The 26,560-nt window shown below is 70.0% G+C and carries 24 protein-coding genes; 21 read left to right on the top strand and 3 right to left on the bottom strand.

The window, feature by feature from the left end:
• Positions 1-36: 36 nt before the first annotated feature.
• From menD to AB0J40_RS32840, 3 genes are all read left to right on the top strand, one after another.
• Positions 37-1,713: a 2-succinyl-5-enolpyruvyl-6-hydroxy-3-cyclohexene-1-carboxylic-acid synthase gene (gene menD, locus AB0J40_RS32850; RefSeq protein WP_364460805.1), complete on the top strand. Its 1,677-nt coding sequence runs from the start codon at positions 37-39 to the stop codon at positions 1,711-1,713.
• Between the two features lie 117 nt (positions 1,714-1,830).
• Positions 1,831-3,342, top strand: coding sequence for a M1 family metallopeptidase (locus tag AB0J40_RS32845; RefSeq protein ID WP_364460802.1), 1,512 nt, complete (start codon positions 1,831-1,833; stop codon positions 3,340-3,342).
• Positions 3,343-3,364: 22 nt separating this feature from the next.
• Complete coding sequence (locus AB0J40_RS32840; RefSeq protein ID WP_364460800.1) at positions 3,365-3,814, top strand: DUF3592 domain-containing protein; 450 nt, start codon at positions 3,365-3,367, stop codon at positions 3,812-3,814.
• 43 nt (positions 3,815-3,857) lie between these two features.
• On the opposite strand, the gene AB0J40_RS32835 is transcribed toward AB0J40_RS32840, so the two are convergent.
• Positions 3,858-4,415, bottom strand: a complete 558-nt coding sequence (locus AB0J40_RS32835; RefSeq protein WP_364460797.1) for a GNAT family N-acetyltransferase — start codon at positions 4,413-4,415, stop codon at positions 3,858-3,860.
• Between the two features lie 30 nt (positions 4,416-4,445).
• Complete coding sequence (locus AB0J40_RS32830) at positions 4,446-5,282, bottom strand: inositol monophosphatase (protein WP_364460794.1); 837 nt, start codon at positions 5,280-5,282, stop codon at positions 4,446-4,448.
• A 177-nt stretch (positions 5,283-5,459) separates the two neighbouring features.
• Between AB0J40_RS32830 and AB0J40_RS32825 the strand changes: the two genes are divergently transcribed.
• The 18 genes from AB0J40_RS32825 (at position 5,460) to nuoN (ending at position 25,832) form a co-directional block, all read left to right on the top strand.
• Positions 5,460-6,530 (top strand): glycosyltransferase family 1 protein, encoded by a 1,071-nt coding sequence (locus AB0J40_RS32825; RefSeq protein WP_364460792.1) that lies wholly within the window; start codon positions 5,460-5,462, stop codon positions 6,528-6,530.
• Between the two features lies 1 nt (position 6,531).
• Positions 6,532-7,635, top strand: a complete 1,104-nt coding sequence (locus tag AB0J40_RS32820) for a glycosyltransferase family 1 protein (protein WP_364460789.1) — start codon at positions 6,532-6,534, stop codon at positions 7,633-7,635.
• 21 nt (positions 7,636-7,656) lie between these two features.
• Positions 7,657-8,346 carry a demethylmenaquinone methyltransferase gene (locus AB0J40_RS32815; protein ID WP_364460786.1) on the top strand — a complete coding sequence of 230 codons (690 nt, stop codon included), beginning with the start codon at positions 7,657-7,659 and terminating at the stop codon, positions 8,344-8,346.
• A 10-nt stretch (positions 8,347-8,356) separates the two neighbouring features.
• The gene (locus AB0J40_RS32810) at positions 8,357-9,643 is read left to right on the top strand and encodes a geranylgeranyl reductase family protein (protein ID WP_364460783.1); all 1,287 of its coding nucleotides are present in this window, start codon (positions 8,357-8,359) and stop codon (positions 9,641-9,643) included.
• Positions 9,644-10,066: 423 nt separating this feature from the next.
• Complete coding sequence (locus AB0J40_RS32805) at positions 10,067-10,486, top strand: NADH-quinone oxidoreductase subunit A (RefSeq protein ID WP_364460780.1); 420 nt, start codon at positions 10,067-10,069, stop codon at positions 10,484-10,486.
• A gap of 4 nt (positions 10,487-10,490) precedes the next feature.
• Positions 10,491-11,039: an NADH-quinone oxidoreductase subunit B gene (locus tag AB0J40_RS32800; protein ID WP_086678877.1), complete on the top strand. Its 549-nt coding sequence runs from the start codon at positions 10,491-10,493 to the stop codon at positions 11,037-11,039.
• Positions 11,040-11,043: 4 nt separating this feature from the next.
• Positions 11,044-11,793 carry an NADH-quinone oxidoreductase subunit C gene (locus AB0J40_RS32795; protein ID WP_364460777.1) on the top strand — a complete coding sequence of 250 codons (750 nt, stop codon included), beginning with the start codon at positions 11,044-11,046 and terminating at the stop codon, positions 11,791-11,793.
• Positions 11,790-13,169, top strand: a complete 1,380-nt coding sequence (locus tag AB0J40_RS32790; protein ID WP_364460774.1) for an NADH-quinone oxidoreductase subunit D — start codon at positions 11,790-11,792, stop codon at positions 13,167-13,169. Before AB0J40_RS32795 ends, AB0J40_RS32790 begins: the two co-directional genes overlap by 4 nt.
• On the top strand, positions 13,166-14,023 hold the full coding sequence (nuoE, locus tag AB0J40_RS32785) for an NADH-quinone oxidoreductase subunit NuoE (protein ID WP_364460771.1): 858 nt from the start codon (positions 13,166-13,168) through the stop codon (positions 14,021-14,023). Before AB0J40_RS32790 ends, nuoE begins: the two co-directional genes overlap by 4 nt.
• Positions 14,023-15,318, top strand: coding sequence for an NADH-quinone oxidoreductase subunit NuoF (gene nuoF, locus AB0J40_RS32780; RefSeq protein ID WP_364460768.1), 1,296 nt, complete (start codon positions 14,023-14,025; stop codon positions 15,316-15,318). The genes nuoE and nuoF overlap by 1 nt, the downstream gene beginning before the upstream one ends.
• A complete protein-coding gene (locus AB0J40_RS32775; protein WP_364460765.1) occupies positions 15,315-17,789 on the top strand; it encodes an NADH-quinone oxidoreductase subunit G in 2,475 nt (824 codons plus the stop codon). Before nuoF ends, AB0J40_RS32775 begins: the two co-directional genes overlap by 4 nt.
• Complete coding sequence (gene nuoH, locus AB0J40_RS32770) at positions 17,786-19,135, top strand: NADH-quinone oxidoreductase subunit NuoH (protein WP_364460762.1); 1,350 nt, start codon at positions 17,786-17,788, stop codon at positions 19,133-19,135. The genes AB0J40_RS32775 and nuoH overlap by 4 nt, the downstream gene beginning before the upstream one ends.
• Positions 19,122-19,646, top strand: a complete 525-nt coding sequence (gene nuoI, locus AB0J40_RS32765) for an NADH-quinone oxidoreductase subunit NuoI (RefSeq protein ID WP_364460759.1) — start codon at positions 19,122-19,124, stop codon at positions 19,644-19,646. The genes nuoH and nuoI overlap by 14 nt, the downstream gene beginning before the upstream one ends.
• Entirely contained in the window at positions 19,643-20,503 is an 861-nt protein-coding gene (locus AB0J40_RS32760; protein WP_364460756.1) for an NADH-quinone oxidoreductase subunit J, read from the top strand. Before nuoI ends, AB0J40_RS32760 begins: the two co-directional genes overlap by 4 nt.
• Complete coding sequence (gene nuoK / locus AB0J40_RS32755) at positions 20,500-20,799, top strand: NADH-quinone oxidoreductase subunit NuoK (RefSeq protein WP_003081840.1); 300 nt, start codon at positions 20,500-20,502, stop codon at positions 20,797-20,799. The genes AB0J40_RS32760 and nuoK overlap by 4 nt, the downstream gene beginning before the upstream one ends.
• Positions 20,800-20,809: 10 nt before the next feature.
• Complete coding sequence (gene nuoL, locus AB0J40_RS32750; RefSeq protein ID WP_364460753.1) at positions 20,810-22,711, top strand: NADH-quinone oxidoreductase subunit L; 1,902 nt, start codon at positions 20,810-20,812, stop codon at positions 22,709-22,711.
• A complete protein-coding gene (locus AB0J40_RS32745) occupies positions 22,711-24,261 on the top strand; it encodes an NADH-quinone oxidoreductase subunit M (RefSeq protein WP_364460750.1) in 1,551 nt (516 codons plus the stop codon). The genes nuoL and AB0J40_RS32745 overlap by 1 nt, the downstream gene beginning before the upstream one ends.
• Positions 24,262-24,263: 2 nt before the next feature.
• Positions 24,264-25,832 carry an NADH-quinone oxidoreductase subunit NuoN gene (nuoN, locus tag AB0J40_RS32740; RefSeq protein WP_364460747.1) on the top strand — a complete coding sequence of 523 codons (1,569 nt, stop codon included), beginning with the start codon at positions 24,264-24,266 and terminating at the stop codon, positions 25,830-25,832.
• 47 nt (positions 25,833-25,879) lie between these two features.
• Here the strand turns inward: nuoN and AB0J40_RS32735 are convergent, their stop codons facing one another.
• On the bottom strand, positions 25,880-26,560 hold the full coding sequence (locus AB0J40_RS32735; protein WP_364460744.1) for an ESX secretion-associated protein EspG: 681 nt from the start codon (positions 26,558-26,560) through the stop codon (positions 25,880-25,882).

Here is a 26,560-nt window from a genome sequence, read left to right as displayed (position 1 = left end):
GGACTTATCCGATCTCGACGCACCTGGAGCCTGCCGGTGAACCCTTCCACCGCGCAGGCCAGGGTCATCGTCGACGAACTCGTCCGCAACACCGTTTCGCACGTCGTCCTCTGCCCGGGCTCCCGCAACGCGCCGCTGTCGATCGCGCTGTATGACGCGGCGGCGGCCGGGAAGCTCCAGCTGCACGTCCGCATCGACGAGCGCGGGGCCGCGTTCCTCGCGCTCGGCATCGCCGCCCGCACCGGCCGTCCGGTGGCCGTGCTCTGCACGTCCGGCACCGCGGCCGCGAACTTCCACCCCGCCGTCCTCGAGGCCGACCGGGCGGGCGTCCCGCTGATCGTGCTGACCGCCGACCGGCCGCCCGAGCTTCGCGCGGCCGGGGCGTCGCAGGTCATCGACCAGCACCAGCTCTACGGCGACGCCGCCCGCTACTTCGACGAGCTGGCCGTCGCCGAGCGGCGGGCCGGCCAGAACTCGTACTGGCGCAGCCAGATCTGCCGCGCGTGGAACGCCGCCTACGGCGAGTGGCGCTGCGGCCCGGTGCACCTGAACATCCCGTTCCGCGAGCCGCTCGTCCCGGACCTCGACGACGACGGCGAGTGGTACGAGTCCCTGGACGGCCGTCCCGACGGCTCCCGCTGGACCGAGCTGCCCGACTTCGGCGCGCTGCCGTCGTTCGTGGTGCCCTCGGCGCGGCACGGCCTGGTCATCGCGTGCGACACCGGCGTCCAGGCGGCCAGCGAATGGGCCGAGCAGCACGGCTGGCCGGTGGTGTCGGAGACCGGCGGGCTGGGCCTGTCCGGCGGCACGGCGATCTCGTCCGGCGCGTGGCTGCTGGGCGTCGAGGAGTTCATCGCGAAGCACAAGCCGGAGCAGGTGCTCTGCCTCGGCCGGCCGACGGTGTTCCGGCAGATCCAGAAGGTGATCTCGGACCCGTCGGTCGAGGTCCTGCTGGTCCGCCCGGACTCGGACTGGCCGGCGCCGGCGCACAACGTCCGGCAGGTCGGGCAGTGGTTCGACGAGCCGACCAAGCCGGCCGACCCGGAGTGGCTGGCGAGCTGGCGCCGGGCCGACGCCGCCGCGTCCGACGCCGTTTCGTCGGTGCTGGCCGCCGAGCCGTGGCCGTCCGGGCTGCGGCTGGCGGCCGAGCTGGTCGACGCGCTGCCGGCGGACTCACTGCTGGTCGTCGGCTCGTCCAACCCGACGCGCGACGTCGCGCTGGCCGGCCGGTTGCGCCCGGACGTCCTGGTGCACCGCAACCGCGGCGTCGCGGGCATCGACGGCACGGTCTCGACGGCGATCGGCGCCGCGTACGTCCACCGCGGGCCGTCGTACGCGCTGCTGGGTGACCTGACGTTCCTGCACGACGCGTCGGGCCTGCTCACCGGGCCGGCCGAGCAGCGCCCCGACCTGACGATCGTCGTGTGCAACGACGACGGCGGCGGCATCTTCTCCCTGCTGGAGCAGGGCGCACCCGAGCACGCGGCGAGCTTCGAGCGGGTGTTCGGCACGCCGCACGGCGCCGACCTGGGCGCGTTGTGCGCCGGCTACCGCGTCCCGCACGTCGTCGCGGAGACGCTGACCGAGTTCCGCGCGGCCCTGCGGCCGGCGCCGGGGCTGCGGGTCGTGGAGGTGCGGGTCGACCGGTCGCGGCACCGCGACCTGCACGGCCGGTTGCGGGCGGCGGTCTCGGCGGCCGTGTCCGCAGCCTGAGTCAAGCGGTTTCCGGGACCGGTCCCAGGAGGTAAGAACCTTCCTTCGCCGGTACCTGGGTGCTGCCCGGCTGGCTACGTTCGAGCGCGCTGAACCTCACCCGTTGGAGGGATTCGAATGCGTGCAAGAACGCGCACCGGCTTCGGTGCGCTCGCGGCCGGCGTCGTCTCGGTGCTGCTCGCCGGCACCGCCGCCGCGGCCCCCGCGCCCGGCGCACCCGGTGCCGGCGACCCGTACTACCCGAACGCCGGCAACGGCGGCACGGACGTGCTCCACTACGACATCCGCCTGACCTACCAGCCGGCGACCGACGTCCTCGCGGGCACGACGACGCTGCTGCTCACCGCCACGCAGGACCTCTCGCGGTTCGACCTCGACTTCGCGCTGAAGGCGTCGACCGTGCGCGTGAACAACCGCCCCGCGCAGTTCGCGAACCAGACCGGCAACGGCGAGCTCGTCGTCACCCCGGCGCAGCCGCTGCTCAAGGGCCAGACCGCGACGGTCGTCGTGGCGTACTCGGACACGCCGTCGACCGAGACGGTGGACGGCATCAACGCCTGGAAGAAGGGTGCCTTCGGCGCGCTCGGCATCGACGAGCCGCAGAGCTCGGCGTGGTGGTTCCCGGCCAACGACCACCCCACCGACAAGGCGACCTACGACGTCTCGATCGAAGCCCCGGACGACAACGTTGCCATCTCCAACGGCTCGCTCGTGCGCACGACGAAGAGCCGCGCGGGGTGGACCCGCTGGCAGTGGCGGAGCACGAAGCCGCAGGCCACGTACCTGACGTCGTTCATCGTCGGCAAGTACGAGCTGAACCAGTCGACGACGCCGGACGGCAAGCCGTTCATCACGGCGTACGGCGCCGACCTCGGCGACTCGCTGTACGCGGCGAAGGCCAGCGTCGAGCGGACGCCGGAGATCGACGAGTTCCTGGCGACGCAGTTCGGCCCGTACCCGTTCGAGGCCGAGGGCGGGGTCGTGACCAGCGGCATCACGTTCTCCCTGGAGAACCAGACCCGGCCGACCTACGGTGCCCGGAACTTCCGCGCGGGCTCGAACACGACGCTGATCGCGCACGAGAACGCCCACCAGTGGTTCGGCGACAACGTCTCCCTCGGCCGCTGGAGCGACATCTGGCTGAACGAGGGCTTCGCGTCCTACGCCGAGTGGCTCTGGTCGGAGCACGAGGGCGAGGGCACGGTCGCGGAGCTGGCCCAGTACACCTACGACTCGAACCCGGCCGACGGTGACCTGTGGAAGCTCGTCCCGGCCGACCCGGGCGCGGACAACCAGTTCGACAACGCCGTGTACGACCGGGGTGCGCTGGCCCTGCAGGCGCTGCGGACCGCTGTGGGTGACGAGGCGTTCTTCAAGATCCTGCAGACGTGGCAGGTGCAGAAGGGCGGTAAGGACGGGCGGATCCTGGAGTTCATCGCGCTGGCGGAGAAGATCTCGGGGAAGCCGCTGCACGACCTGTTCCAGACGTGGCTGTACACGGCGGGTAAGCCGTCCGTGGGGCCGAACGGTGCTGCGGCCTTCACCGCGCGGGCAGCGTCCGTGAAGCCGAAGTCGTTCGACCAGATCCAGGAGAACCACCGGAATCTCGCCGCGGAACACACGCACTGAGTCCGACCGCTACGCTCGCGGCGTGAGCACTAGAGGTGAGCGGGTGAGGCGCGTCGGGTGGTGGGCTGCCCTCGGCGTCGCCTCGCTCCTCACCGTCATGTGTGTTTGTCTCCTGTTCGCCGCGATTCGCAACGATGGGGCTATCGAGGCTCAGCTCGGTACCGCCAATGCGACCGTTGATTCGGTGGCTTTCGATCGGACGATCATCCACTTCGAGACGCCGGATGGGATCGTGCACAGTCCGGCGAACGGGGTGCTGTATCCCGATGGGCTGGCTGCTGGGCAGCTTGTTCGGATCGAGTACGACGCTTCTGATCCCGAGTTGGCTCGGGTTGCCGGGCGGTCCGCCACGTTGACCTTGCTGCCCTTGGGGAGCTTTGTGTTCTTCACCTGGCTGGTGGCTGGGCCGTTGCTCTGGTGGATTCGGCGGGTGGACAAGCGGGCTCGTGTTGACGAGCCGGCCGTCGTTTGACCTAGGTTCGGGGGAGGGCTAGGCGCAGCCCGCGTGCTCTCGCTCAGCCCGTCGCTTTCAGCCAGTGGCTTCTGGTTATCTCGTACTCGACCTCGCCCTGCTCGGCGCCCTCGATCGGGTCGTCGTACTCCGCGGCCGATGTGAATGCCCTCGCGAATGTCAGGCCTGCCGAGGTCATTGTCGCTCGGGATGGGGTGTTGACCGCCATTGTCTGGGCGAAGATGCGGTTCAGCTTCAGCTCTTCGAAGCCGTAGCGGATCAGCTCCTGTGAGCCTTCCTTCGCGTAACCCTTTCGCCAGTGCCGGCGCAGCAGGCGGTAGCCCAGCTCGGCTTCGCCCTCGACCTTCGGCTGGTCGGGGCCGTGCGGTGGGCGGAGGATCCACCAGCCGATGAAGTCCTCTCCGGCGAACCCCATCCAGAAGCCGAACCCGGGCGCGGTGTCCATCCGGCGTTTGTGGGCCTCCTCGACCTCGGCTCGGGTCGACGCCCGGCCGGTGAGGTAGCGCATTACCTCGGGGTCGGAGTCCAGCTCGTACTCCAGCTCGAGGTGCTCGTCCGCGAGGGGCACGAGGGTGAGGCGTGCGGTGTGCAGGGTGGGCATGAATCGATCGTCACCGGGCGCGCAACCGGATTAGGCCGCGTGGGCCGTCTCCTGCCACCAGCCCAGTACCTCGTCCGCCACTCCCGGGGCCGCCACCAGCAGGCCGTCCGTCGGCAACGCCGTGTCCTCGCCGTGCTTGTCCAGGACCACCGCGCCCGCCTCGATCGCCATCGCCACCGACCCCGCCACGTCCCACTCGTGGTAGCTGTGCAGCACCGCCGCCGCCGCGTGGCCCAGCGCCACCTGCGCGATCGACAACGCCGCCGATCCCAGGACCCGGACTCCTGCGTGCGCCGCCGCCGCTCGCTCGATGAAGCCGCCCATTCCCGGCCACGGACCCTGCCGCGCGAACTCCGTGCACACCAGCGCCCCCGCCGTCACGCAGCGGTCCTGCAGCTGGACCGGCTTGCCGTTCGCGCGGGCCCCTCGTCCGCGCGCGGCCGCGTAGATCTGGGCTCGGTACGGGTCCGCCACCACCCCCACCACCGGGCCCGCCGCGTCCACCAGCGCCAGGCTGTACGCGCACCACGGGACGCCCGCAACGTAGTTCGCCGTTCCGTCGACCGAGTCGACCACCCAGCGGTACTCCGCTACGTCCGCCCCGTGGTCCGCGCCGAACTCGTGGCCGACCACCGGGATGCCCGGGAACTCCGCCGTCAGGACGCGCCTGGTGTGGCGCTCCAGGATGCGGTCGGTGTCGGTGACCCAGTCGAACGGCGAATCCAGCGTGGACGGGTGGGCGCCGCGGCCGGCGGTCGCGGTGATCACGTCGGTGGCGTCGTTGGCCAGCCGTCCGGCCACTTCGAGCGCCCTCGACAGCAAGCCGGGCTCGACGGGCCGCGGCGGCCGGGAGGACAAGAGGGTCATGCCTGCTTAGTCTGGGCCCCGCTGGTTTCCGGGACACGACCTTGAGATGACATGTCGTAGCCGATCTGTTCCGGCAGCGTTGGCCGCCGTGTCACACGGGCGCCAGGAACGGGTGCGATCGTCCAAGACGTGCGAGTCGCCATAGTCACCGAAAGTTTCCTGCCCCAGGTGAACGGCGTGACCAACTCCGTCCTGCGGGTCGTCGAGCACCTGCGCGAACGCGCCCACGACGTGCTGATCATCGCCCCGGGACCGGGCCCGGACTCCTACCGCGGCGCCCCCGTCGTGCGGATCCCCGCGCTCGACGTCCCCGGCGTCAACTCCCTGCCGATCGGCCTGCCCACGCGCACCGTGCTCACCGCGCTCGCCGCGTTCGGCCCGGACGTCGTGCACCTGGCCTCGCCCTTCGTGGTCGGGGCACGCGGGCTCGCCGCCGCGCGACGGCTGCGCGTCCCGTCCATCGCCGTCTACCAGACCGACATCGCCGGCTTCGCCGCCGCGTACGGCTTCGGTATCGCCGCGCGCGCCGCCTGGCGGTGGGTGCGGCGGCTGCACTCGCGGGCCGACCGGACCCTCGCCCCGTCCAGCGACTCCGTCGAACAGCTCGAGCTGCACGGCGTCCCGCGCGTGCACCGCTGGGCGCGAGGTGTCGACATCGAGCGCTTCTCCCCGGACCACGCCGACGCGGCACTGCGGGCCGAGCTGGCCCCGAACGGTGAACTGCTCGTCGGGTTCGTCGGCAGGCTGGCGCCGGAAAAGGAGGTCGACCGGCTGGCCGCGCTCGCCGGGGTGCCGGGGATCCGCGTGGTCGTCGTCGGCGACGGGCCGGAACTCGAAAGCCTGAAAGAACAGCTGCCCGGCGCCGCCTTCCTCGGCGCGAAGTACGGCGAAGACCTCTCCAAGGCGTACGCGAGCTTCGACGTCTTCGTCCACACCGGCCCGCACGAGACGTTCTGCCAGGCGGTGCAGGAGGCGATGGCGTCCGGCCTGCCGGTGCTCGCGCCGGCCGCCGGCGGCCCGAAGGACCTCGTCCTGCCCGGCCGGACCGGCTACCTGCTGCCCGCCGACCGCGAGGGCTTCGGCCCGGCGCTCGTCGAGAAGGTCGACGCCCTCCGCGACGCCGCGTTGCGCGCGAGGCTCGGCGAGAAGGCGCGCAAGGTCGTGCTGGGCCGCACCTGGCCCGCCGTCTGCCACGAGCTGCTCGGGCACTACGAAGCCGTGCGGGGCCGGGCCGCCCGCGCGGCCTGACATGCACATCGTCCAGCTCGCGAACTTCTACGGGCCGCGCTCGGGCGGGCTGCGCACGGCACTGCACCACCTCGGCGCCGGCTACGTCGCGAGCGGTCACGCCGTGACGCTCGTCGTGCCCGGCACCCGCTACGCCGACGAGGTCCTGCCGACCGGCGTGCGCCGGTTCTCGCTGCCCGCCCCGAAGATCCCGGGGACCGGCGGCTACCGGGCCGTCGACCCGCACCGCGTCCGCGCCGTGCTGCGCCGGCTCGAACCCGACCGGCTGGAGGTGTCGGACCGGTTGACGCTGCGGGGGATGGGCGGCTGGGCGCGGCGGCACGGCGTCCCGAGCACGGTCATCTCCCACGAGCGCCTCGACCGGCTGCTGGAGCAGTTCCTGCTGCCCGAGCCGGTGGCGCGCCGCGTCGCCGACGTCGCCAACCGGCGGATGGCGGCCAGCTACGACACGGTCGTCTGCACGACGGCGTTCGCGCGCGCGGAGTTCGACCGGATCGCCGCGCCGAACGTCCGCCGCGTGCCGCTCGGTGTCGACTTGGCGACGTTCCGGCCCGCCATGCGCGACGCCGGCTGGCGCGCCGGCCTGGCCTCCGGCGCGGACGCCCTGCTCGTCCACTGTGGACGGCTGTCGCCGGAGAAGCACGTGGAGCGCAGCGTGGACACCGTCGCTTCGCTAACGGAGGCCGGCGCGAAGGTCCGGCTGGTGGTGGCGGGTGACGGACCCCGGCGGCGGGCGCTGGAACGCCGGGCGCGCGGGCTGCCGGTGACGTTCCTGGGGTTCCTGTCGGGCCGCGGCGACGTCGCAAGGCTGCTGGCCAGCGCGGACGTCTCCCTGGCACCGGGGCCGCACGAGACGTTCGGGCTGGCCGCCCTGGAGGCCCTGGCTTCGGGGACGCCGGTGGTGGTGTCGGCCTCATCGGCGCTGCGGGAGATCGTGCAACCCGGGTGTGGTGCGGCGGTGGACGACCACGCGCCCGCGTTCGCCACGGCCGTGACCGACCTCCTGGAGAGCCCGGAGGACGCGCGGCGGGCAGCGGCCCGGGCGCGGGCCGAGGAGTTCACCTGGCCCGCGGCGGTGGCCGGGATGCTGGCGACCTTCCGCTGAGGCAGCGACTAACCTCAGGACATGTCACGCGCAAGCCTGGACAAGGACCCGCACGAAGTCGCCGCGATGTTCGACGGCGTCGCGTCCGGGTACGACCGGGCGAACTCGTTCATGACCTTCGGCTTCGACCGGCGCTGGCGCACCACCACCGCCCGCGTGCTCGACGCCCGCCGCGGCGAGAAGGTCCTGGACCTCGCCGCCGGCACCGGCGTCTCCACCGTCGAGTACGCCCGCGGCGGCGCCTGGTGCCTGGCCGCGGACTTCTCGTTCGGCATGCTCCGCGCCGGCAAGCACCGGAACGTGCCGATGGTTGCGGCCGACGCGCTCAACCTGCCGTTCGCGGACGAGAGCTTCGACGCCGTGACGATCTCCCTCGCGCTGCGCAACTTCGTCGACCCGAAGGCGGCGCTCACCGAGATCGCCCGGGTGGTCAAGCCGGGCGGCCGGCTGGTGATCTGCGAGGTCTCGACCCCGCCGTTCGCGCCCATCCGGTTCATCCACCGGCGGTTCATGCTGCGGCTGCTCACGTGGGTCGGCAAGCGGACGTCGTCGAACCCCGAGGCCTACTCCTACCTGGCCGAATCCATGCTGACCTGGCCCGACCAGCGCACGCTCGGCGAGATCATCGCGAGTGCGGGCTGGACCGACGTCGAGTGGTTGAACCTCACATTCGGCGTCGTGGCGATCCACCGCGCGCGAAAGCCCGCATAAACTCGCGGCCATGAGCCGTCGTACCGCAGACCAGGACGCCGAAGTCATCGTCGTCGGCGCCGGACCCGCCGGGTCCACCGTGGCCACCTACCTGGCCCGCGCGGGCGTCGACGTCCTGCTGCTGGAGAAGACCGAGTTTCCCCGCGAGAAGGTCTGCGGCGACGGCCTGACCCCACGTGGCGTCAAGCAGCTGATCGACCTGGGCATCGACACCAGCGAGGAAGCCGGCTGGGTGCACAGCCGCGGCCTGCGGATCCTCACCGGCGACCTGACGCTCGAACTCGACTGGCCGGACCTGACCAGCTACCCGCCGTACGGGGTTTCCCGCACCCGCCACGACTTCGACGACCTCCTCGCGAAGCTCGCGGTGAAGGCGGGCGCGCGCCTCTACGAGCGCACCACCGTCACCAGCGCGATCACGAACGCGAGCGGGCGCGTGGTCGGCGTCGAGGCCAAGGTCGGCCCGGAGAAGACGCCGGTGCACTACCGCGCGCCGCTGGTCCTGGCCTGCGACGGCGTCTCCGCGCGGCTCGCGCTGAGCGTCGGCATCCAGAAGAACGAGAAGCGCCCGATGGGCGTGGCGGTGCGCCAGTACTACAAGAGCCCGCGCCACGACGACCCGTTCATCGAGGGCCACCTCGAGCTGTGGGACCGCTCCGACCCGCGGAACCCGAAGCTGCTGCCGGGCTACGGCTGGGCGTTCCCGCTCGGCGACGGCACGGTGAACGTCGGCCTCGGCATGCTGTCGACGTCGGCGTCGTTCCGGAACACCGACTACCGCGCGCTGCTGCGCCAGTGGCTGGACGGGACGCCGGAGGAGTGGGGCTACCGCGAGGAGAACGCGATCGGCAAGGTCGGCGGCGCCGGCCTCCCGATGGGCTTCAACCGCACCCCGCACTACCGCGACGGCCTGCTGCTGCTCGGCGACGCGGGCGGCATGGTCAGCCCGTTCAACGGCGAAGGCATCTCGGCGGCGATGGAGTCCGCGCAGATCGCCGCGGAGGTCGTCGTGCAAGCGCTCGCGCGCCGCGAAGGGCCTTCTCGGGAGCGGGCGCTGGAGGCGTACCCGCGCGCGGTCGGTGAGCTGATGGGCGGCTACTACGCGCTGGGCAACGTCTTCGCGAAGATCATCGGCAAGCCGAAGATCATGCACGCGTGCACCAAGTACGGCCTGCGCATCAACAAGCTGCTGCCGCTGGTCTACAAGGGCCTGTCGGGCTGCTACGACGCCAAGGGCGGCGACGGCGTCGACCGGCTGATCGCGGCCCTCGCCAAGGCGACGCCGAGCCCGCGCTGACGCGCGCGGACACACGAGTGGCCCAGCAAGTTGGCCGTGCGGTCAGTGGGATAGCTCACACGCCGACGTCCCAAATGTCCGGCCGTCAAGCGATCTTGAACGGCCTTCGCGCAGGTCGCGCGCGGGCCGTCATCGGGCTGTGACAACGATGGCGGGAAAAGTTAGGCGACCCTTATAACACGGGGCCCTAGGGACAAGAGTGTGAGTCGCGTCCTAGACTCCCCCCATGCTTTGTGAATCCCTTCACATCCGCGACGAGTGGCTTGTGAACTATTTCACAAGCAGAGTTCGGTCCAGCCACGGGCCGTAAGGAGACCCTGACCCTCGGCGGTGTGACCCAGGTCCCTTAGGGTGCCGACGAGGCCAAGCGGTTCCCCACCACAAGCACAACCGCATCGGCGCGGAAAGGATGGCGAAGACCCCGTGCTGACGTTGCTGACCCGAACCGACACGGTGCAGCTGGCGCAAGAGGCCCCCAGCCTGAAGCCCTACCTGCCCATCGTGATCCTGTTCGTCCTGGCGCTGGCGTTCGCCGTGCTGTCGGTCCTGCTGGGGCCGCTCGTCGGCCCCAGCCGGTACAACAAGGCCAAGCTCTCCGCCTACGAGTGCGGCATCGAGCCGTCGCCGCAGCCGCTCGTCGGCGCCGGGCGGATGCCGGTCGCGTACTACATCACCGCGATGCTGTTCATCCTGTTCGACATCGAGATGGTCTTCCTCTACCCGTTCGCCGTGCAGGCGGACGCGCTGGGCACGTTCGGCCTGGTGGAGATCCTGCTGTTCATCGCGACGGTCGGCTTCGCGTACGCCTACGTGTGGCGGCGCGGCGGCCTGGATTGGAACTAGACCCATGGGCCTCGAAGAGAAACTCCCCAACGGCATCCTGCTGGCCAGCCTCGAAGGCCTCGTCAACTGGGCGCGCAAGAACTCGCTCTGGCCCGCGACCTTCGGCCTCGCCTGCTGCGCGATCGAGATGATGACGGTCGGCGGTTCCCGCTACGACATCGCCCGCTTCGGCATGGAGCGCTTCAGCGCGACGCCGCGGCAGGCCGACCTGATGATCGTCGCCGGGCGCGTCACGCAGAAGATGGCCCCGGTCCTGCGCCAGATCTACGACCAGATGGCCGAGCCGCGCTGGGTGCTCGCGATGGGCGTCTGCGCCTCCTCCGGCGGCATGTTCAACAACTACGCCGTGGTCCAGGGCGTCGACCACATCGTGCCGGTCGACATGTACCTGCCCGGCTGCCCGCCGCGGCCGGAGATGCTGCTGGACGCGATCCTCAAGCTGCACGCCAAGATCCAGGACGAGCCGATCAACGCCCGCCGCGCCGCCATCCGCGCCGCCAGCGGGGCCCGCACCGAGCTCGTCGCGTCGTCGATCAAGTACGCGAAGAAGTAGAGCGATGACTGAGAACCCCCAACCCGGCGAAGAGCAGTCGAGCGCCGAGCGCGCCGAAACCGGCCTGACGGCGAAGGGCCCGGGCGCGGCCGAACCCGTCGTCACCGGCCGCGAACGCCGCGGCATGTTCGGTGTCTCCGGCACCGGCGACACCTCCGGCTACGGCGGCGTCCGGCTCCCGGCCTACAGCCCCGCGCCGGCCGAGCGCCCGTACGGCGGCTGGTTCGACCAGTTCGCCGACGAGTTCTACGCGGCGCTGGCCGAGCGCAAGATCCCCGCCGAGTCGATCCTGCAGACCACGGTCGACCGCGGCGAGATCACCTTCTACGTCGACCGCGAGAAGCTGGTCGAGATCGCCAAGACGCTGCGCGACGACGGCGGGCTCCGCTTCGAGCTGCTGTCCTCGGTGTCCGGGGTGGACTACGGCGTCGACGTCCCGCAACGGCTGCACGCGGTCTACCACTTCACGTCGCTGACCTACCGGCGCCGGATCCGCCTCGAGGTCACCCTCGACGTCGAGGACGCGCACGTGCCGTCGCTGGTCGGGGTCTACCCGACCGCCGACTGGCAGGAGCGCGAGACCTGGGACATGTTCGGCATCGTCTTCGACGGCCACCCGGCGCTGACCCGGATCCTCATGCCGGACGACTGGGACGGCCACCCCCAGCGCAAGGACTACCCGCTCGGCGGGATCCCGGTCGAATACAAGGGCGCGGAGATCCCGCCGCCGGACCAGCGGAGGTCGTACTCGTGAGCACCGAGAACCTGTCCGACGTCACGACGGGCACCTCGACCACGGCCGAAGGCAGCGACAGCACCGACGACGTCAGCTACGCGGATTCCCGCGACACCACCGAAGGCCGCGTCTACACGGTCTCCGGCGGCGACTGGGACGACGTCATCGCCGACGCCCAGCACGACGAGCGCATGGTCATCAACATGGGCCCGCAGCACCCGTCGACGCACGGCGTGCTCCGGCTCGTGCTGGAGATGGAGGGCGAGACCGTCACGCAGCTGCGGTCGGTCATCGGCTACCTGCACACCGGCATCGAGAAGAACTGCGAGTACCGGACCTGGACCCAGGGCGTCACGTTCGTGACGCGCATGGACTACCTGGCCCCGCTGTCGACGGAGATGGCGTACTGCCTCGGCGTCGAGAAGCTGCTGCAGATCGAGGCCCCGCGCCGCGCGCAGCTGCTGCGCGTGATGCTGCTGGAGATCAACCGCATCGGCTCGCACCTGGTCTACATCGCCACCGGCGGTATGGAGCTGGGCGCCACCACCGCGATGACGCTCGGCTTCCGCGAGCGCGAAGAGGTCCTGCACCTGCTGGAGCACCTGACCGGCCTGCGGATGAACCACGCGTTCATCCGGCCCGGCGGCCTCGCGCAGGACATGCCGGCCGACTACCACGAGAAGGTCAGCGAGTTCATCAAGACGATGAAGAAGCGCCTTCCGCTGTACGACAAGCTCTTCACCGGCCAGCCGATCTGGCGCAACCGGCTCAAGGGCGTCGGGTACCTGCCGGTCGACGCGTGCCTCGCGCTCGGCGTCACCGGCCCGGTGCTGCGGTCGGCCGGTCTCCCGTGGGACCTGCGCAAGACCGAGCCGTACTCCTGCTACGACGAGTTCGACTTCGACGTGCCCGTGGACAACGGCGCCGACTGCTGGTCGCGCTACCTGATCCGCGTCCACGAGATGCACGAGAGCCTCAAGATCATCGAGCAGTGCCTCGAGAAGCTCGAGCCGGGCCCGGTCATGGTCGAGGACAAGAAGATCGCGTGGCCGGCGCAGCTGTCCATCGGCAGCGACGGCATGGGCAACTCGCTCGAGCACGTCAAGAAGATCATGGGCCAGTCGATGGAGTCCCTGATCCACCACTTCAAGCTGGTCACCGAGGGCTTCAAGGTGCCGGCCGGGCAGGTCTACACCTCGGTCGAGTCACCGCGCGGCGAGCTGGGCGCGCACCTGGTCTCCGACGGCGGCACCCGGCCGCTGCGGGTCCACGTGCGCGAACCGAGCTTCGTGAACCTGCAGTCGATGCCCGCAATGGCCGAAGGCGGCCTGGTCGCGGACGTGATCGCCGCGATCGCCTCGATCGACCCCGTCATGGGGGGAGTGGACCGATGACCACAGCAGTTCCCGAGCCGGGCCCGAACTACTCCGCGACGACGCACGCCGCGGCCGGGCCCGACACCGACGTCGTCGCCATCGCGCCGGACCCGGAAGTGGCCGCCGGCATCATCACCGAGACGCCCCTCGAGGACATCTTCGACGCGGACATCCACGCCAAGGCGCAGGAGCTGATCGCGCGCTACCCGATGTCCCGCTCGGCGCTGCTGCCGATGCTGCACCTCGTGCAGTCGGTGCAGGGGTACGTCAGCCAGGAGGGCATCGCGTTCTGCGCGAAGCAGCTCGACCTGTCCGACGCCGAGGTCAGCGCGGTCGCGACGTTCTACACGATGTACAAGCGCAAGCCGTGCGGCGAGCACCTCGTGAGCGTCTGCACCAACACGCTGTGCGCGGCCATGGGCGGCGACGCGATCTACAAGCGGCTCCAGACGCACCTCGGGTCCGAAGCGGAACCGCTGGGGCACAACGAAACCGCGGGCACGCCGAACGAGCCGGGCTCGATCACCCTCGAGCACGCCGAGTGCCTCGCGGCCTGCGACCTCGCGCCGGTCATCCAGGTCAACTACGAGTACTTCGACAACCAGACCGAGGACAAGGCCGTCGCGCTGGTCGACGCGCTGCAGGCGGGCAAGAAGCCGGCCCCGACGCGCGGTGCGCCGCTGACGAACTTCAAGGGCGCCGAACTGCAGCTCGCCGGGTTCTTCCCGGAGGACGAGGCGGCCTACCGCCGGGACGTCGACGGCCCGTCGCAGGCCGTCGAGACGCTGCGGGGCGCGAAGCTCGCGCAGGAGCGCGGCTGGGTCGCCCCGGCGGCTCAGGACGTTCCGTTGCCAGAAGTGGAGAAGAAGTAATGGCCGATCCCATTACCCCCGTCCTCACGAAGCGCTGGCTGTCCCCGAACTCCTGGCAGATCGGGACGTACGAGGCACTCGAGGGCTACACCGCCGTCCGCAAGGCACTCGCCGGGACGCCGGAGCAGCTCGTCCAGCTGGTCAAGGACTCCGGCCTGCGCGGCCGCGGCGGCGCGGGCTTCCCGGCCGGCATCAAGTGGTCGTTCATGCCGCCGAACTTCGACAAGCCGCATTACCTGGTGATCAACGCCGACGAGGGCGAACCCGGTACGTGCAAGGACATCCCGCTGATGATGGCGGACCCGCACTCGCTCATCGAGGGCTGCATCATCGCCTCGTACGCGATGCGGTCCAACCACTGCTTCATCTACGTCCGCGGCGAGGCCCTGCACTGCATCCGCCGCCTCAACGCGGCCGTGCGCGAAGCCGAAGCGGCGGGCTACCTGGGCGAGAACATTCTGGGCTCGGGCTTCGACCTCAAGATCACCGTCCACGCGGGCGCGGGTGCGTACATCTGCGGCGAGGAGACGGCGCTGCTCGACTCCCTCGAGGGACGTCGTGGCCAGCCGCGGCTCAAGCCGCCGTTCCCCGCGGCCGCCGGTCTCTACGCGGCGCCGACCACGGTCAACAACGTCGAGACCATCGCGAGCGCGCCGTTCATCGTCAACGGCGGGTCGAGCTGGTTCCGCGAGATGGGCCGCGAGAAGTCGCCCGGCCCGAAGATCTACTCGATCTCCGGCCACGTCGAGAAGCCCGGCCAGTACGAGTGCCCGCTGGGGACGACCCTGCGCGAGCTGCTGGACATGGCGGGCGGCATGAAGGACGGCATCCCGCTCAAGTTCTGGACCCCGGGCGGCTCGTCGACCCCGATGTTCACCGCCGAGCACCTCGACGTTCCGCTGGACTTCGAAGGCGCGGCGGAAGCCGGGTCGATGCTGGGCACCACCGCCGTCCAGGTCTTCAACGAGACCGTGTCGGTGCCGTGGGCCGTGATGAAGTGGACCCAGTTCTACGAGCACGAGTCCTGCGGCAAGTGCACGCCGTGCCGCGAAGGCACGTACTGGCTGGCGCAGATCCTCGAGCGGATGGTCGAGGGCCACGGTACCGAGGAGGACATCGACACCCTCCTCGACGTCTGCGACAACATCCTCGGCCGGTCGTTCTGCGCCCTCGGTGACGGCGCGGTGTCGCCGATCCAGAGCGGCATCAAGTACTTCCGCGAGGAGTTCCTCGCGCTGTGCGAAGCGAACCGGCACGAACAGACCAAGCCCGAACTCGTGGGAGCGCAGGCATGACGATCGCGCCCGACAAGCCAGAGACCACCGAGACGCCGGTCCCGGAGGGCCACGTCAAGCTGGTCATCGACGGCGAAGAGGTCATCGCCCCCAAGGGCGAGCTGCTCATCCGCACGGCCGAACGCCTCGGCACGGTCATCCCGAGGTTCTGCGACCACCCGCTCCTCGACCCGGCCGGCGCCTGCCGCCAGTGCCTGGTCGAGGTCGAAATGGGCGGCCGCCCGATGCCGAAGCCGCAGGCGTCCTGCACGATGACCGTCGCCGACGGCATGGTCGTCAAGACGCAGCTGACGTCGCCGGTCGCGGACAAGGCCCAGCAGGGCGTGATGGAGCTGCTGCTCATCAACCACCCGCTGGACTGCCCGATCTGCGACAAGGGCGGCGAGTGCCCGCTGCAGAACCAGGCGATGGCGCACGGCCGTCCCGAGTCGCGGTTCGTCGACACCAAGCGGACGTTCCCGAAGCCGCTGCCGATCTCCACGCAGGTGCTGCTCGACCGCGAACGCTGCGTGCTCTGCCAGCGCTGCACCCGGTTCTCCCGCGAGATCGCCGGCGACCCGTTCATCGAGCTCCTCGAACGCGGCGCGCACCAGCAGATCGGCACCGCGGAGACGGCGGACGTCCTGGACCTGGCTTCCCGGACGACGTCCGGCCAGCCGTTCCAGAGCTACTTCTCCGGCAACGTCATCCAGATCTGCCCGGTCGGGGCCCTGACGAGCGCGGCGTACCGCTTCCGGTCGCGGCCGTTCGACCTGGTGTCCTCGCCGAGCGTCTGCGAGCACTGCTCGTCCGGCTGCGCCGAGCGCACCGACTTCCGGCGCGGCAAGGTCCAGCGCAAGCTGGCCGGCGACGACCCGGAAGTCAACGAGGAGTGGATCTGCGACAAGGGCCGGTTCGCCTTCCGCTACACGACGGCCGAGGACCGCATCCGCCGTCCGCTGGTCCGCAACGCCGAGACCGGTGAGCTGGAAGAGGCGTCCTGGACCGACGCGCTGCGCGTCGCCGCCGAGGGCCTCACCGCGGCCCGGTCGAACGGCGGCGTCGGCGTCCTGCCCGGTGGCCGGCTGACCGTCGAGGACGCCTACGCGTACTCGAAGTTCGCCCGCGTCGCCCTGCAGACCAACGACGTCGACTTCCGCGCCCGCCCGCACTCGGCCGAGGAGCTCGCGTTCCTCACCTCGCACGTCGTGGGCGTGACGCCGGAGTCCGGTGTCACCTTCCGCGAGATCGAGCGGGCCCGCACGGTCCTGTGCGTCGCGTTCGAGCCCGAGGACGAAGCCCCGATCGTGTTCCTGCGGCTGCGCAAGGCGGCCCGCAAGAACCGCACCCGGGTCGTCCACTTGGGACAGTGGACGACGTCGTCGGTGCGCAAGACGTTCGGCGAGCTGCTCGCCTGCGTCCCCGGCCAGGAGGCCGCGGCCGTCGAAGGCATCGCCAAGCACGCACCGGACCTCGACGAGGCCCTGCGCGGCGAAGGCGCGGTCGTCCTGGTCGGCGAGCGCGCTGCCGGAGTGCCCGGCCTGTTCTCGGCGCTGCACGACCTGGTGGAGCGCACCGGCGTCCGGCTCGCGTGGATCCCGCGCCGTGCGGGCGACCGCGGCGCGCTGGAAGCCGGCTGCGTGCCGACGCTGCTGCCGGGCGGGCACCGCGTGGGCGACGACTCGGCCCGCGTCGCCGTCGAAAACGCCTGGGGCGTCCCGATCCCGGCCACGCCGGGCCGCGACACCGCCGGCATCCTGCGGGCGGCTTCGGCCCGCGAGCTCGGCGGCCTGGTCGTCGGCGGCGTCGACCCGTTCGACCTGCCGGACCCGGACCTCGCGCTGCGCGCGCTGGACAACGCCGGCTTCGTCGTCAGCCTCGAACTCCGCCACAGCGCGGTGACCGAGCGCGCGGACGTCGTGCTGCCGGTGGCCGCGTCCGACGAGAAGGCGGGCAGCTACCTCAACTGGGAGGGCCGCACCCGCCCGTTCGACGTCACGCTCGAAGGCACCGGCGCCCTGCCGGACTGCCGGGTGCTCGACACCCTCGCCGTCGAGATGGACGCCGACCTCTTCACGCAGACGCCCGCGGCTTCGCGCGGCGACTTCGAGAAGCTCGGCCCGGCCTCGGCGCTGCGCTGGGGTCCCGTCGAGGCGGAAGCCGGCGGCGCCACGAAGGCCCCGGGCGCGGGCCAGGCGGTCCTGTCGACCTGGCGCCAGCTCATCGACAACGGGTCCCTGCAGGACGGCGAGCCGCACCTCAAGGGCACCCAGCGCACGCCGGTCGCGCGGCTGTCCGCGAAGACCGCGGAAGGCCTGGGCACGACCGTCAAGGTGAGCACCGAACGCGGCGCGATCACGCTGCCGGTGGAGATCGCGGACCTGCCCGACGGCGTCGTGTGGCTGCCGGGCAACTCCGACGGTTCCGCCGTGTTCAAGACGCTCGGCGCCGGGCACGGCGCCGTCGTGAACCTCGCTGGAGGTGGGCAATGACCCCGCTGCTGACCGAAGCCGCCGTCGGGAGCGTTCCCGACGCGGCCACCCGGGCGGCGCTGCTGGCGGACGACCCGCTGTGGCTGATCCTGCTCAAGTGCGTGGTCATCCTGCTGATCGGGCCGATCATGACGATCTTCCTGATCGTCTGGGAGCGCAAGGCGGTCGGCCGGATGCAGAACCGGCCCGGCCCCAACCGGGTCGGCCCGGGCGGCTACCTGCAGTCCCTGGCGGACGCGATCAAGCTGCCGTTCAAGGAACAGATCATCCCGGACACGGCCGACCGCAAGGTGTACTTCCTCGCGCCGGTCATGTGCGTGGTGCCGTCGCTGATCGCGCTGTCGGCCATCCCGTTCGGCCCGGTCGTGTCGATCTTCGGCGAGCGGACCGTGCTGCAGCTGCTCGACCTGCCGGTCAGCGCGCTGGTGATCCTGGCCTGCTCCTCGATCGGCGTCTACGGCATCGTGCTCGCCGGCTGGTCGTCCGGCTCGCCGTACCCGCTGCTCGGCGGCATGCGCAGCGCGGCGCAGGTGATCTCCTACGAGATCGCGATGGGCCTCTCGATCGTCGCGGTGATCCTGCAGGCCGGGTCGCTGAACCTGGCCGACATCGTCGGCGCGCAGCACAAGGTGTGGTTCCTCTACCTGGTCCCGAGCTTCGTGATCTACCTGATCTCGATGGTCGGCGAGACCAACCGCGCCCCGTTCGACCTCCCCGAGGCCGAGTCGGAGCTGGTCGGCGGCTTCCACACCGAGTACAGCTCGATGAAGTTCGCGATGTTCTTCCTCGCCGAGTACGTCAACATGGTGATCGTCTCGGCGTTCGCGACGACGCTGTTCCTCGGCGGCTGGATGGCCCCGTGGCCGCTGTCGCTGATCGGGAACAACGTCCTCAACACCGGCTGGTGGCCGGTGCTGTGGTTCTTCGCGAAGATGTTCATCCTGCTCTTCGGGTTCATCTGGCTGCGCGGCACGCTGCCCCGCCTGCGCTACGACCAGTTCATGCGCCTGGGCTGGAAGGTCCTGGTCCCGCTGAACCTCGTCTGGATCATCATGGTGACCTTCGCGAAGGTCATCGTCTGGAAGCCCGTGACCATCGTCATCGCCGCGGTCGCCATCTTCATCGTCGTCGGCTTGTTCTTCTACGTCCGCGCGGCGAGCCGTGAAGAAGAGAGCGAAACCGTACCGGTGACCGGCGGCGGCTTCCCGGTGCCGCCGCTGGACCTCAAGGTCCCGCAGACCACCCCGCGTCAGAAGGCTTTGGCCAAGGCCGAGGCGAAGGCGGCCCGCCGCAAGCCGACGGCCGTCGGTACCGCAAAGGAAGGAGCGCAAGATGGGGTTTCTTGATCCCGTCAAGGGCTTCGGCGTCACCTTCGGGATGATGTTCAAGAAGGTCGCCACCGAGGAGTACCCCGAGGCCGGCGCGCCCGCCGCCCCGCGGTACCACGGGCGCCACCAGCTGAACCGCCACCCGGACGGCCTCGAGAAGTGCGTCGGCTGCGAGCTGTGCGCGTGGGCGTGCCCGGCGGACGCGATCTTCGTCGAGGGCGGTGACAACACCGAGGAGGCCCGGTACTCGCCAGGCGAGCGGTACGGCGCGGACTACCAGATCAACTACCTGCGCTGCATCGGCTGCGGTCTCTGCATCGAGGCGTGCCCGACCCGGTCGCTGACGATGATCAACTTCTACGAGCTGGCCGACGACGACCGCCAGCGGCTGATCTACACGAAGGAGGACCTGCTCGCCCCGCTGCTGCCCGGCATGGAGCAGCCGCCGCACCCGATGCGGCTCGGCGACAACGAGCAGGACTACTACGTGAACGGCCCCGAGCTGGCTCGCGGGGAGGGCGTCAAGTGATCGCCGCACTCCTGGCCCAGGCCCCGACCGGGGCGGCCGCGGGCGTGACGACCGGCGAGGCCGTCGCGTTCTGGATCCTCGGCCCGCTTTCGCTGCTCGGCGCGCTCGGCATGATCTTCTCCCGCAACGCCGTCCACTCGGCGCTGTGGCTGGTCCTGACGATGCTCAGCCTGGGCGCGCTGTACATGATCCAGTCGGCGCCGTTCCTGGGCTTCACGCAGATCATCGTCTACACCGGCGCGATCATGATGCTGTTCCTGTTCGTGCTGATGCTGGTCGGCCGGGAGAGCTCCGACTCGGTCGTCGAAGTCCTCCGCGGCCAGCGGCTCGCGGCGACGGTGCTCGGCATCGGGCTCGCCGCGCTGCTGGCCACCGGCATCTACCGGGCGCTGGAGAACGTCACCCCGGCGACGCCGCTCGACTCGACGACGTCGGCGGGCGGCGGTCCCAAGGGGCTCGGCAAGCTGATCTTCACCGACTACCTCTTCCCGTTCGAGCTGACGTCGGCGCTGCTCATCACCGCCGCCATCGGCGCGATGGTGCTGGCCTTCACTGACCGGCACGGCAAGGGCGGCAAGAAGACGCAGAAGGAACTGGTCGTCGAGCGCTTCCGCGGCGAGCACGACCGGCCCTCGCCGCTGCCCGGCCCGGGTGTCTTCGCCACCGCCAACTCGGTGGCGACGCCGGCGCTGCTGCCGGACGGCTCGGTCGCCCCGGAGTCGCTCTCGGCGATCATCGAGTCCACCTCGGCGATCGAGCTGGCGAAGGAACGCAAGCTCGTCTCGGACGAGGGCCCGCACCCGGACGCGCACGCGCTGGTCGGCTCGGAGGGTGCTTCGGAAGGGGAGAAGGAATGACCCCCACGTACTACCTGCTGCTGTCGGCGCTGCTGTTCGCGCTCGGCGCGGTCGGCGTGCTGGTGCGGCGCAACGCGATTGTCGTGTTCATGTGCATCGAGCTGATGCTCAACGCCGTGAACCTGTCGCTGGTCACCTTCGCCCGGATCAACGGCGGGCTCGACGGCCAGATCATGGCGTTCTTCGTCATGGTCGTCGCGGCCGCCGAGGTCGTGGTCGGCCTGGCGATCATCATGGCCATCTTCCGCACCCGGCGCTCGGCTTCGGTCGACGACACCAACCTGCTGAAGTACTAGGAGACACCGAGTGACCGCATCATCGTGGCTGCTGGTGGCCCTCCCCGCCCTCGGCGCCCTGATCCTCTTGCTGGCGGGGAAGCGCGCCAAGGCGTGGGGGCATCTGCTCGGCTGTGCCACCGTCACCCTGGCTTTCATCTACGGGCTGATCCTGTTCTTCAGCGCGAACACGAGCACGGCGACCGACGTCAAGGTCTACTCGTGGATCCCGGTCGGGGCGCTGCAGGTGGACTTCGGGCTGCGGATCGACGCGCTGTCGCTGACGTTCGTGCTGCTCATCACCGGCGTCGGCATGCTGATCCACTACTACTCGATCGGCTACATGGCCGACGACGAGGGCCGGTACCGCTTCTTCGCGTACCTCAACCTCTTCGTCGCCTCGATGCTGGTCCTGGTGCTGGGCAACAGCTTCGTGACGCTCTACCTCGGTTGGGAGGGCGTCGGTCTCGCGTCCTACCTGCTCATCGGCTGGTACCAGGGCCGCCCGTCCGCCGCCACCGCGGCGAAGAAGGCGTTCCTGATGAACCGCGTCGGTGACGTCGGGCTGGCGCTGGCGATCTTCATCATGTTCAAGTACGCGGGCTCGACCGGCTACGCGCAGGTCTTCCAGGCGGTCGCCGACGGCAAGTTCTCGCCGGCGGCGATCACCGCGATGGCGATCCTGCTCCTGCTGGGCGCCTGCGGTAAGTCCGGCCAGTTCCCGCTGCAGGCGTGGCTCCCGGACGCGATGGAAGGCCCGACCCCGGTGTCGGCCCTCATCCACGCGGCAACGATGGTGACCGCCGGTGTCTACCTGGTGGCCCGCTCGAAGGACATCTTCAACGCCACCGAGGACGGCAGGCTGATCGTCACGCTCGTCGGCACGGTGACCCTGCTGCTCGGGTGCGTCATCGGCTGTGCCTACGACGACATCAAGAAGGTCCTCGCGTACTCCACGGTCAGCCAGATCGGCTACATGATGCTCGCCGTCGGCCTCGGGCCGGTCGCGTACGCGCTGGGAATCATGCACCTGGTCGCGCACGGCTTCTTCAAGGCCGGGCTGTTCCTCGGCGCCGGGTCGGTCATGCACGCCATGAACGACGAGGTCGACATGCGGAAGTTCGGCGGGCTGCGCAAGCAGCTGCCGATCACCTTCTGGACGTTCGCCCTCGGCTACCTGGCCCTGATCGGCATCCCGCCGCTGTCGGGCTTCTTCACCAAGGACGCGATCATCGAGGCGGCGCTCGGCCAGGGCGGCTGGCGCGGCTGGGTGATGGGCGGGGCGGCCATGCTCGGCGCCGGGCTCACCGCGTTCTACATGACGCGCCTGATGATGATGACGTTCTTCGGCAAGGAACGCTGGAAGGACCTCAAGAGCGCCGACGGCCACGACTTCCACCCGCACGAGGCCAAGCCGGTCATGTGGATCCCGATGGCGATCCTGGCGGTCGGCTCGGTCGGCGCCGGTGCGTTCTTCGCCATCGGCGACCGGTTCAGCACCTGGCTGGCCCCGTCGGTCGGCGCGATCGAGGAGTCGCACCACCTGGCGCTCGACGCCTGGGTGGTCTCGGTGATCACCGTGGTGGTGTCGCTGCTCGGCGTCGTCATCGCGTACCTGATCTTCCGGCGTGACGTCCCGGTCGAGCAGCCGCAGCGGGTCTCGTTCGTCACCCGCGCCGCGCGCAAGGACCTCTACGGCAACGCCCTCAACGAGACGCTGGTCGCCCGCCCGGGCACCTGGCTCTCGCGGGCGCTGGTGTACGTCGACAACCGCGGCGTCGACGGCGCGGTCAACGGCCTCGCCGCCGGGCTCGGCGGCGGTTCCGGCCGGCTGCGGCGGCTGCAGACCGGGTTCGTCCGGTCGTACGCGCTGTCGATGCTGGGCGGCACGTTCCTGCTTCTGGCGGCTCTCCTGCTGGTGAGGTTCTCCTGATGACCTGGTTGCTCATCCTCATCCTGCTGCCGCTCGTCGGCTCCTTGGTGCTGGCGTTCCTCAAGGGGAACGACCGCGCCGCGGTGCTGACCGCGCTCGGGTTCTCGATCCTCGAGTTCCTGCTGGTGATCCCGTTCTGGGCGAGCTACTCGCCGTCCGGCGCGCGGCTGCAGCAGACGTCGAGCTTCGACTGGATCCCGACGTTCGGCGTGCACATCGCGTTCGGCACCGACGGCATCTCGCTGATCATGATCGCGGTGATCGCGCTGCTGGTGCCGATCGTCGTCGGCGGCCTCGGCACGCTGGACAAGCTGCCGCCGGGCCGCAGCGCGGGCGGGTTCCTCTCGCTGATCCTGCTGCAGGAAGCGCTCACGATCGGCGTGTTCGCCGCGACCGACGTCTTCCTGTTCTACGTGCTGTTCGAGATCATGCTGATCCCGATGTACTTCCTGATCGGCGGCTATGGCGGCGCGAACCGGCAGTACGCGGCGGTGAAGTTCTTCCTGTACTCGTTCCTCGGCGGCCTGATCATGCTGGCGTCGGCGATCGGGGCGTACTCGCTGGCGTCGGACAAGCTCGGCAAGGGCACGTTCGACTGGGCCACGCTGGTGACGGTGGTGCGCGACGCGCCGCTGCACACGCAGATCTGGCTGTTCCTCGGGTTCTTCCTGGCGTTCGCGATCAAGGCGCCGCTGGTGCCGTTCCACACCTGGCTGCCGGACGCGGCGGGGGAGGCGCCGATCGGCGTCGCCGTCCTGCTGGTCGGCGTGCTGGACAAGGTCGGCACGTTCGGGTTCCTGCGCTACTGCCTGCCGATGTTCCCGGACGCGAGCAAGACCCTGGCGCCGCTGGTGCTGGTGCTCTCGGTGATCGGTGTCCTCTATGGATCGATCCTCGCCGCGGGGCAGCGGGACATGAAGCGGTTCATCGCCTACGTGTCCATCGCGCACTTCGGGTTCATCTCGCTCGGCATCTTCGCGTTCAACGAGCAGGCGATGGTCGGCTCGGCGACGTACATGCTGAACCACAGCATCGCGACCGGCATGCTGATCGTGGTGATCGGCCTGGTGATCGCGCGCGGCGGGTCGTCCCGCATTTCCGACTACGGCGGCATGGCCAAGGTGACCCCGTTGCTGGCCGGGCTGTTCCTGCTCGCCGGTCTGTCCACATTGTCCCTGCCGGGCACCAACTCGTTCGTCTCCGAGTTCCTGGTGCTGATCGGGGCGTTCGTGGACCAGCCGGTGTACACGATCCTCGCCACGGTGGGCATGGTCCTGGCCGCGGCGTACGTCCTGTGGCTCTACCAGCGCGTCATGCAGGGCCCGGTCCGCGGTGACGCCCTGATCGGCGTCGGCGGGGGCCCGGGTACGGCGCTCGCGCCGGAGCTGGGCGCGAAGAAGGCCATCCGCGACCTCGGTGGCAAGGAGATCGCGATCCTCGCCCCGCTGGTCGTGCTGGTCCTCGTCCTCGGCTTCTACCCGAAGCCGGTGCTCGACACAGTCAGCCCGACGGTGCAGCAGACGCTGACCGCGGTCCAGGGAGGCAAGTAAAAGTGCTCGACATCCTCCTGACCCAGGCGCCTTCGCCGATCACGGTGCCGTCGGTCGACTACCCGGCCGTGCTGCCGGTGCTGATCGTCTTCGGCGCGGCGTGCGTGAGCGTGCTGGTCGAGGCGTTCGCTTCGAAGCGCTCGCGGTTCGGCATCCAGGTCGGGCTGAGCCTGGCGGCGATCGTCGCGGCCGGCGTCAGCCTGATCGTCTACGCGACGGGCAGCGCACCCGCGGGCGGCGTCAAGACGTTCAGCGGCGCGATCTCGATCGACAAGCCGGCGCTGTTCCTCTGGGGCACGCTGCTGGCGCTGGCGGTCGGCGCGGTGCTGCTGATCTCCGACCGCGTGGTCGAGCCGGGCGGCGCGCTGGTCGCGCAGGCCGGCATCCGCCCGGGCACGGTCCAGGACCGCGCCCAGACGGCGACGGTCATGCAGACCGAGGTGTTCCCGCTGACGCTGTTCGCGCTCGGCGGCATGATGGCGTTCTGCGCGGCGAACGACCTGCTGACGATGTTCATCGCGCTGGAAGTGCTGTCGCTGCCGCTGTACCTGATGTGCGGCCTCGCGCGGCGGCGGCGGTTGTTGTCCCAGGAAGCGGCGGTCAAGTACTTCCTGCTGGGCGCGTTCTCCTCGGCGTTCTTCCTCTATGGACTCGCGCTCCTGTACGGCTACGCGAACTCGGTGAAGCTGGCGGACATCGCGGCCGCGGCGGCGGGCTCGGACCGTTCGGACACGCTCCTGTTCGCGGGCCTCGGCCTGTTGGTCGTCGGCCTGCTGTTCAAGGGTTCGGTCGGCCCGTTCCACACGTGGACCCCGGACGTCTACCAGGGTGCCCCGACCCCGGTGACGGCGTTCATGGCGGCGTGCACGAAGGTCGCGGCGTTCGGCGGGATCCTGCGGGTGCTGTCGGTGGCGTTCTCGTCGACGTCGTGGGAGTGGCGCGGAGTGCTCTGGGGCGTGGCGATCATTTCGATGGTGATCGGCGCGGTGCTGGGCCTCACGCAGACGGACGTCAAGCGCATGGTGGCGTACTCGTCGATCGCCCACGCGGGCTTCCTGCTCGTCGGGGCGATCGCGATGACTCGCGATGGGCTGTCCAGCACGCTGTTCTACTTGCTGGCGTACGGCTTCACGACGCTGGCGGCGTTCGGCGTGATCAGCCTGGTGCGCGATTCCTCTGGTGAGGCAACGCACCTGTCGGCGTGGGCGGGGCTGGCCAAGCGGTCGCCGTTGGTGGCCGGCGTGTTCACGTTCCTGCTGTTGGCCTTGGCCGGGATTCCGTTGACGTCCGGTTTCGTGGGGAAGTTCGTGGTGTTCTCGGCGGCGCTGTCGGACGGAATGGCGCCGTTGGTCGTGGTCGCGTTGGTGTTCAGCGCGGTGGCGGCGTTCTTCTACCTGCGGGTGATCGTCTTGATGTACTTCTCCGAGCCGGCGGCGGACGGGCCGTCGGTGTCGGTCCCGGGCTTCGGCACGGGAACGGCGATCTTCCTCGGCACAGCGGTGACGTTGGTGCTGGGCCTGGTCCCGGCGTTCGCGTTGGGCTGGGCCGGTGCGGGCGGTTTCGCTTCTTGATTTCCGGCCCTTTGGGGCCTTGGGCTTTGGCCGCCACTCTCTGTCGATCAGGGGGTGGCGGCCTTTAGTTTGTGGCTGAGTTGGGTGCTTTCCCCGGGCACGACGCTGATGTAGCCGTCCGCGAGGGCGATCCCGACGCGTCCTTCGTCGAGGTCGAGGTAGCTGACGGCGTGGTGGCCGGCGTAGAGCTGCCCGAGTCCTTTGTGGTCTTGCTGGAAGAAGGAGTCGAGTTCCTGGGCTTCCCGGCTCCGGGCGGGGGCGTCGTCGAAGATGTCACTCACGTCCTGGGGCTGCTGGAAGTCCTTTTGCGCCAGGGTGAAGGGCTTGATGTTCGCTGCCTTGTACGGCGGCAGGTTCGCGACCAGGGCGTCGGCGGGGTGGGCGTCGAGGGTTTCGAGCGTGACGCGGTCACCCCGGCAGACGAGGGTCACGGTGGTCCGCCCGGTGCTGCCGGTGAGAATGCCGATCTGCTCGGCTTGGTCGCGTGCGTAGGCGTAGAACTGTCGTGCGGGACGGTCGATGAGGTGCAGGAGGTCTTCGAATTCGGGGGAGAGGCCGTCGCCTTGGGTGAAGCCGTATTCGCTGAGTTCTTCGAAGACTTCGCGGTTGACGCGCTGTTCGGCTGAGGGAGGGACGTACCTGAGCCCGCCGGCGAGGACGGGGTGCGGATCACCGCAGCCGGCGTTGCGCATGGCGGTGAGCAGGGTGGTGAGCGAGAGGTCGGCCAT

It is taken from the genome of Amycolatopsis sp. NPDC049691, from assembly GCF_040675005.1.
Lineage (GTDB): Bacteria > Actinomycetota > Actinomycetes > Mycobacteriales > Pseudonocardiaceae > Amycolatopsis.
Note: the sequence above shows the minus strand (reverse complement) of the source record. Positions and strands in the feature narration are given on the sequence as shown.

Bases quoted from the DNA above. Each gene is read 5' to 3' on its own strand.
- nuoI (WP_364460759.1), top strand. From the start codon at position 19,122: ATGGGGTTTCTTGATCCCGTCAAGGGCTTCGGCGTCACCTTCGGGATG.
- AB0J40_RS32815 (WP_364460786.1), top strand. From the start codon at position 7,657: ATGTCACGCGCAAGCCTGGACAAGGACCCGCACGAAGTCGCCGCGATG.
- AB0J40_RS32810 (WP_364460783.1), top strand. From the start codon at position 8,357: ATGAGCCGTCGTACCGCAGACCAGGACGCCGAAGTCATCGTCGTCGGC.
- nuoH (WP_364460762.1), top strand. From the start codon at position 17,786: ATGACCCCGCTGCTGACCGAAGCCGCCGTCGGGAGCGTTCCCGACGCG.
- AB0J40_RS32830 (WP_364460794.1), bottom strand. From the start codon at position 5,282: ATGACCCTCTTGTCCTCCCGGCCGCCGCGGCCCGTCGAGCCCGGCTTG.
- nuoK (WP_003081840.1), top strand. From the start codon at position 20,500: ATGACCCCCACGTACTACCTGCTGCTGTCGGCGCTGCTGTTCGCGCTC.
- AB0J40_RS32820 (WP_364460789.1), top strand. From the start codon at position 6,532: ATGCACATCGTCCAGCTCGCGAACTTCTACGGGCCGCGCTCGGGCGGG.
- AB0J40_RS32795 (WP_364460777.1), top strand. From the start codon at position 11,044: ATGACTGAGAACCCCCAACCCGGCGAAGAGCAGTCGAGCGCCGAGCGC.
- AB0J40_RS32745 (WP_364460750.1), top strand. From the start codon at position 22,711: ATGACCTGGTTGCTCATCCTCATCCTGCTGCCGCTCGTCGGCTCCTTG.
- nuoF (WP_364460768.1), top strand. From the start codon at position 14,023: ATGGCCGATCCCATTACCCCCGTCCTCACGAAGCGCTGGCTGTCCCCG.
- AB0J40_RS32735 (WP_364460744.1), bottom strand. From the start codon at position 26,560: ATGGCCGACCTCTCGCTCACCACCCTGCTCACCGCCATGCGCAACGCC.
- AB0J40_RS32845 (WP_364460802.1), top strand. From the start codon at position 1,831: ATGCGTGCAAGAACGCGCACCGGCTTCGGTGCGCTCGCGGCCGGCGTC.
- AB0J40_RS32775 (WP_364460765.1), top strand. From the start codon at position 15,315: ATGACGATCGCGCCCGACAAGCCAGAGACCACCGAGACGCCGGTCCCG.
- AB0J40_RS32835 (WP_364460797.1), bottom strand. From the start codon at position 4,415: ATGCCCACCCTGCACACCGCACGCCTCACCCTCGTGCCCCTCGCGGAC.
- nuoE (WP_364460771.1), top strand. From the start codon at position 13,166: ATGACCACAGCAGTTCCCGAGCCGGGCCCGAACTACTCCGCGACGACG.
- AB0J40_RS32800 (WP_086678877.1), top strand. From the start codon at position 10,491: ATGGGCCTCGAAGAGAAACTCCCCAACGGCATCCTGCTGGCCAGCCTC.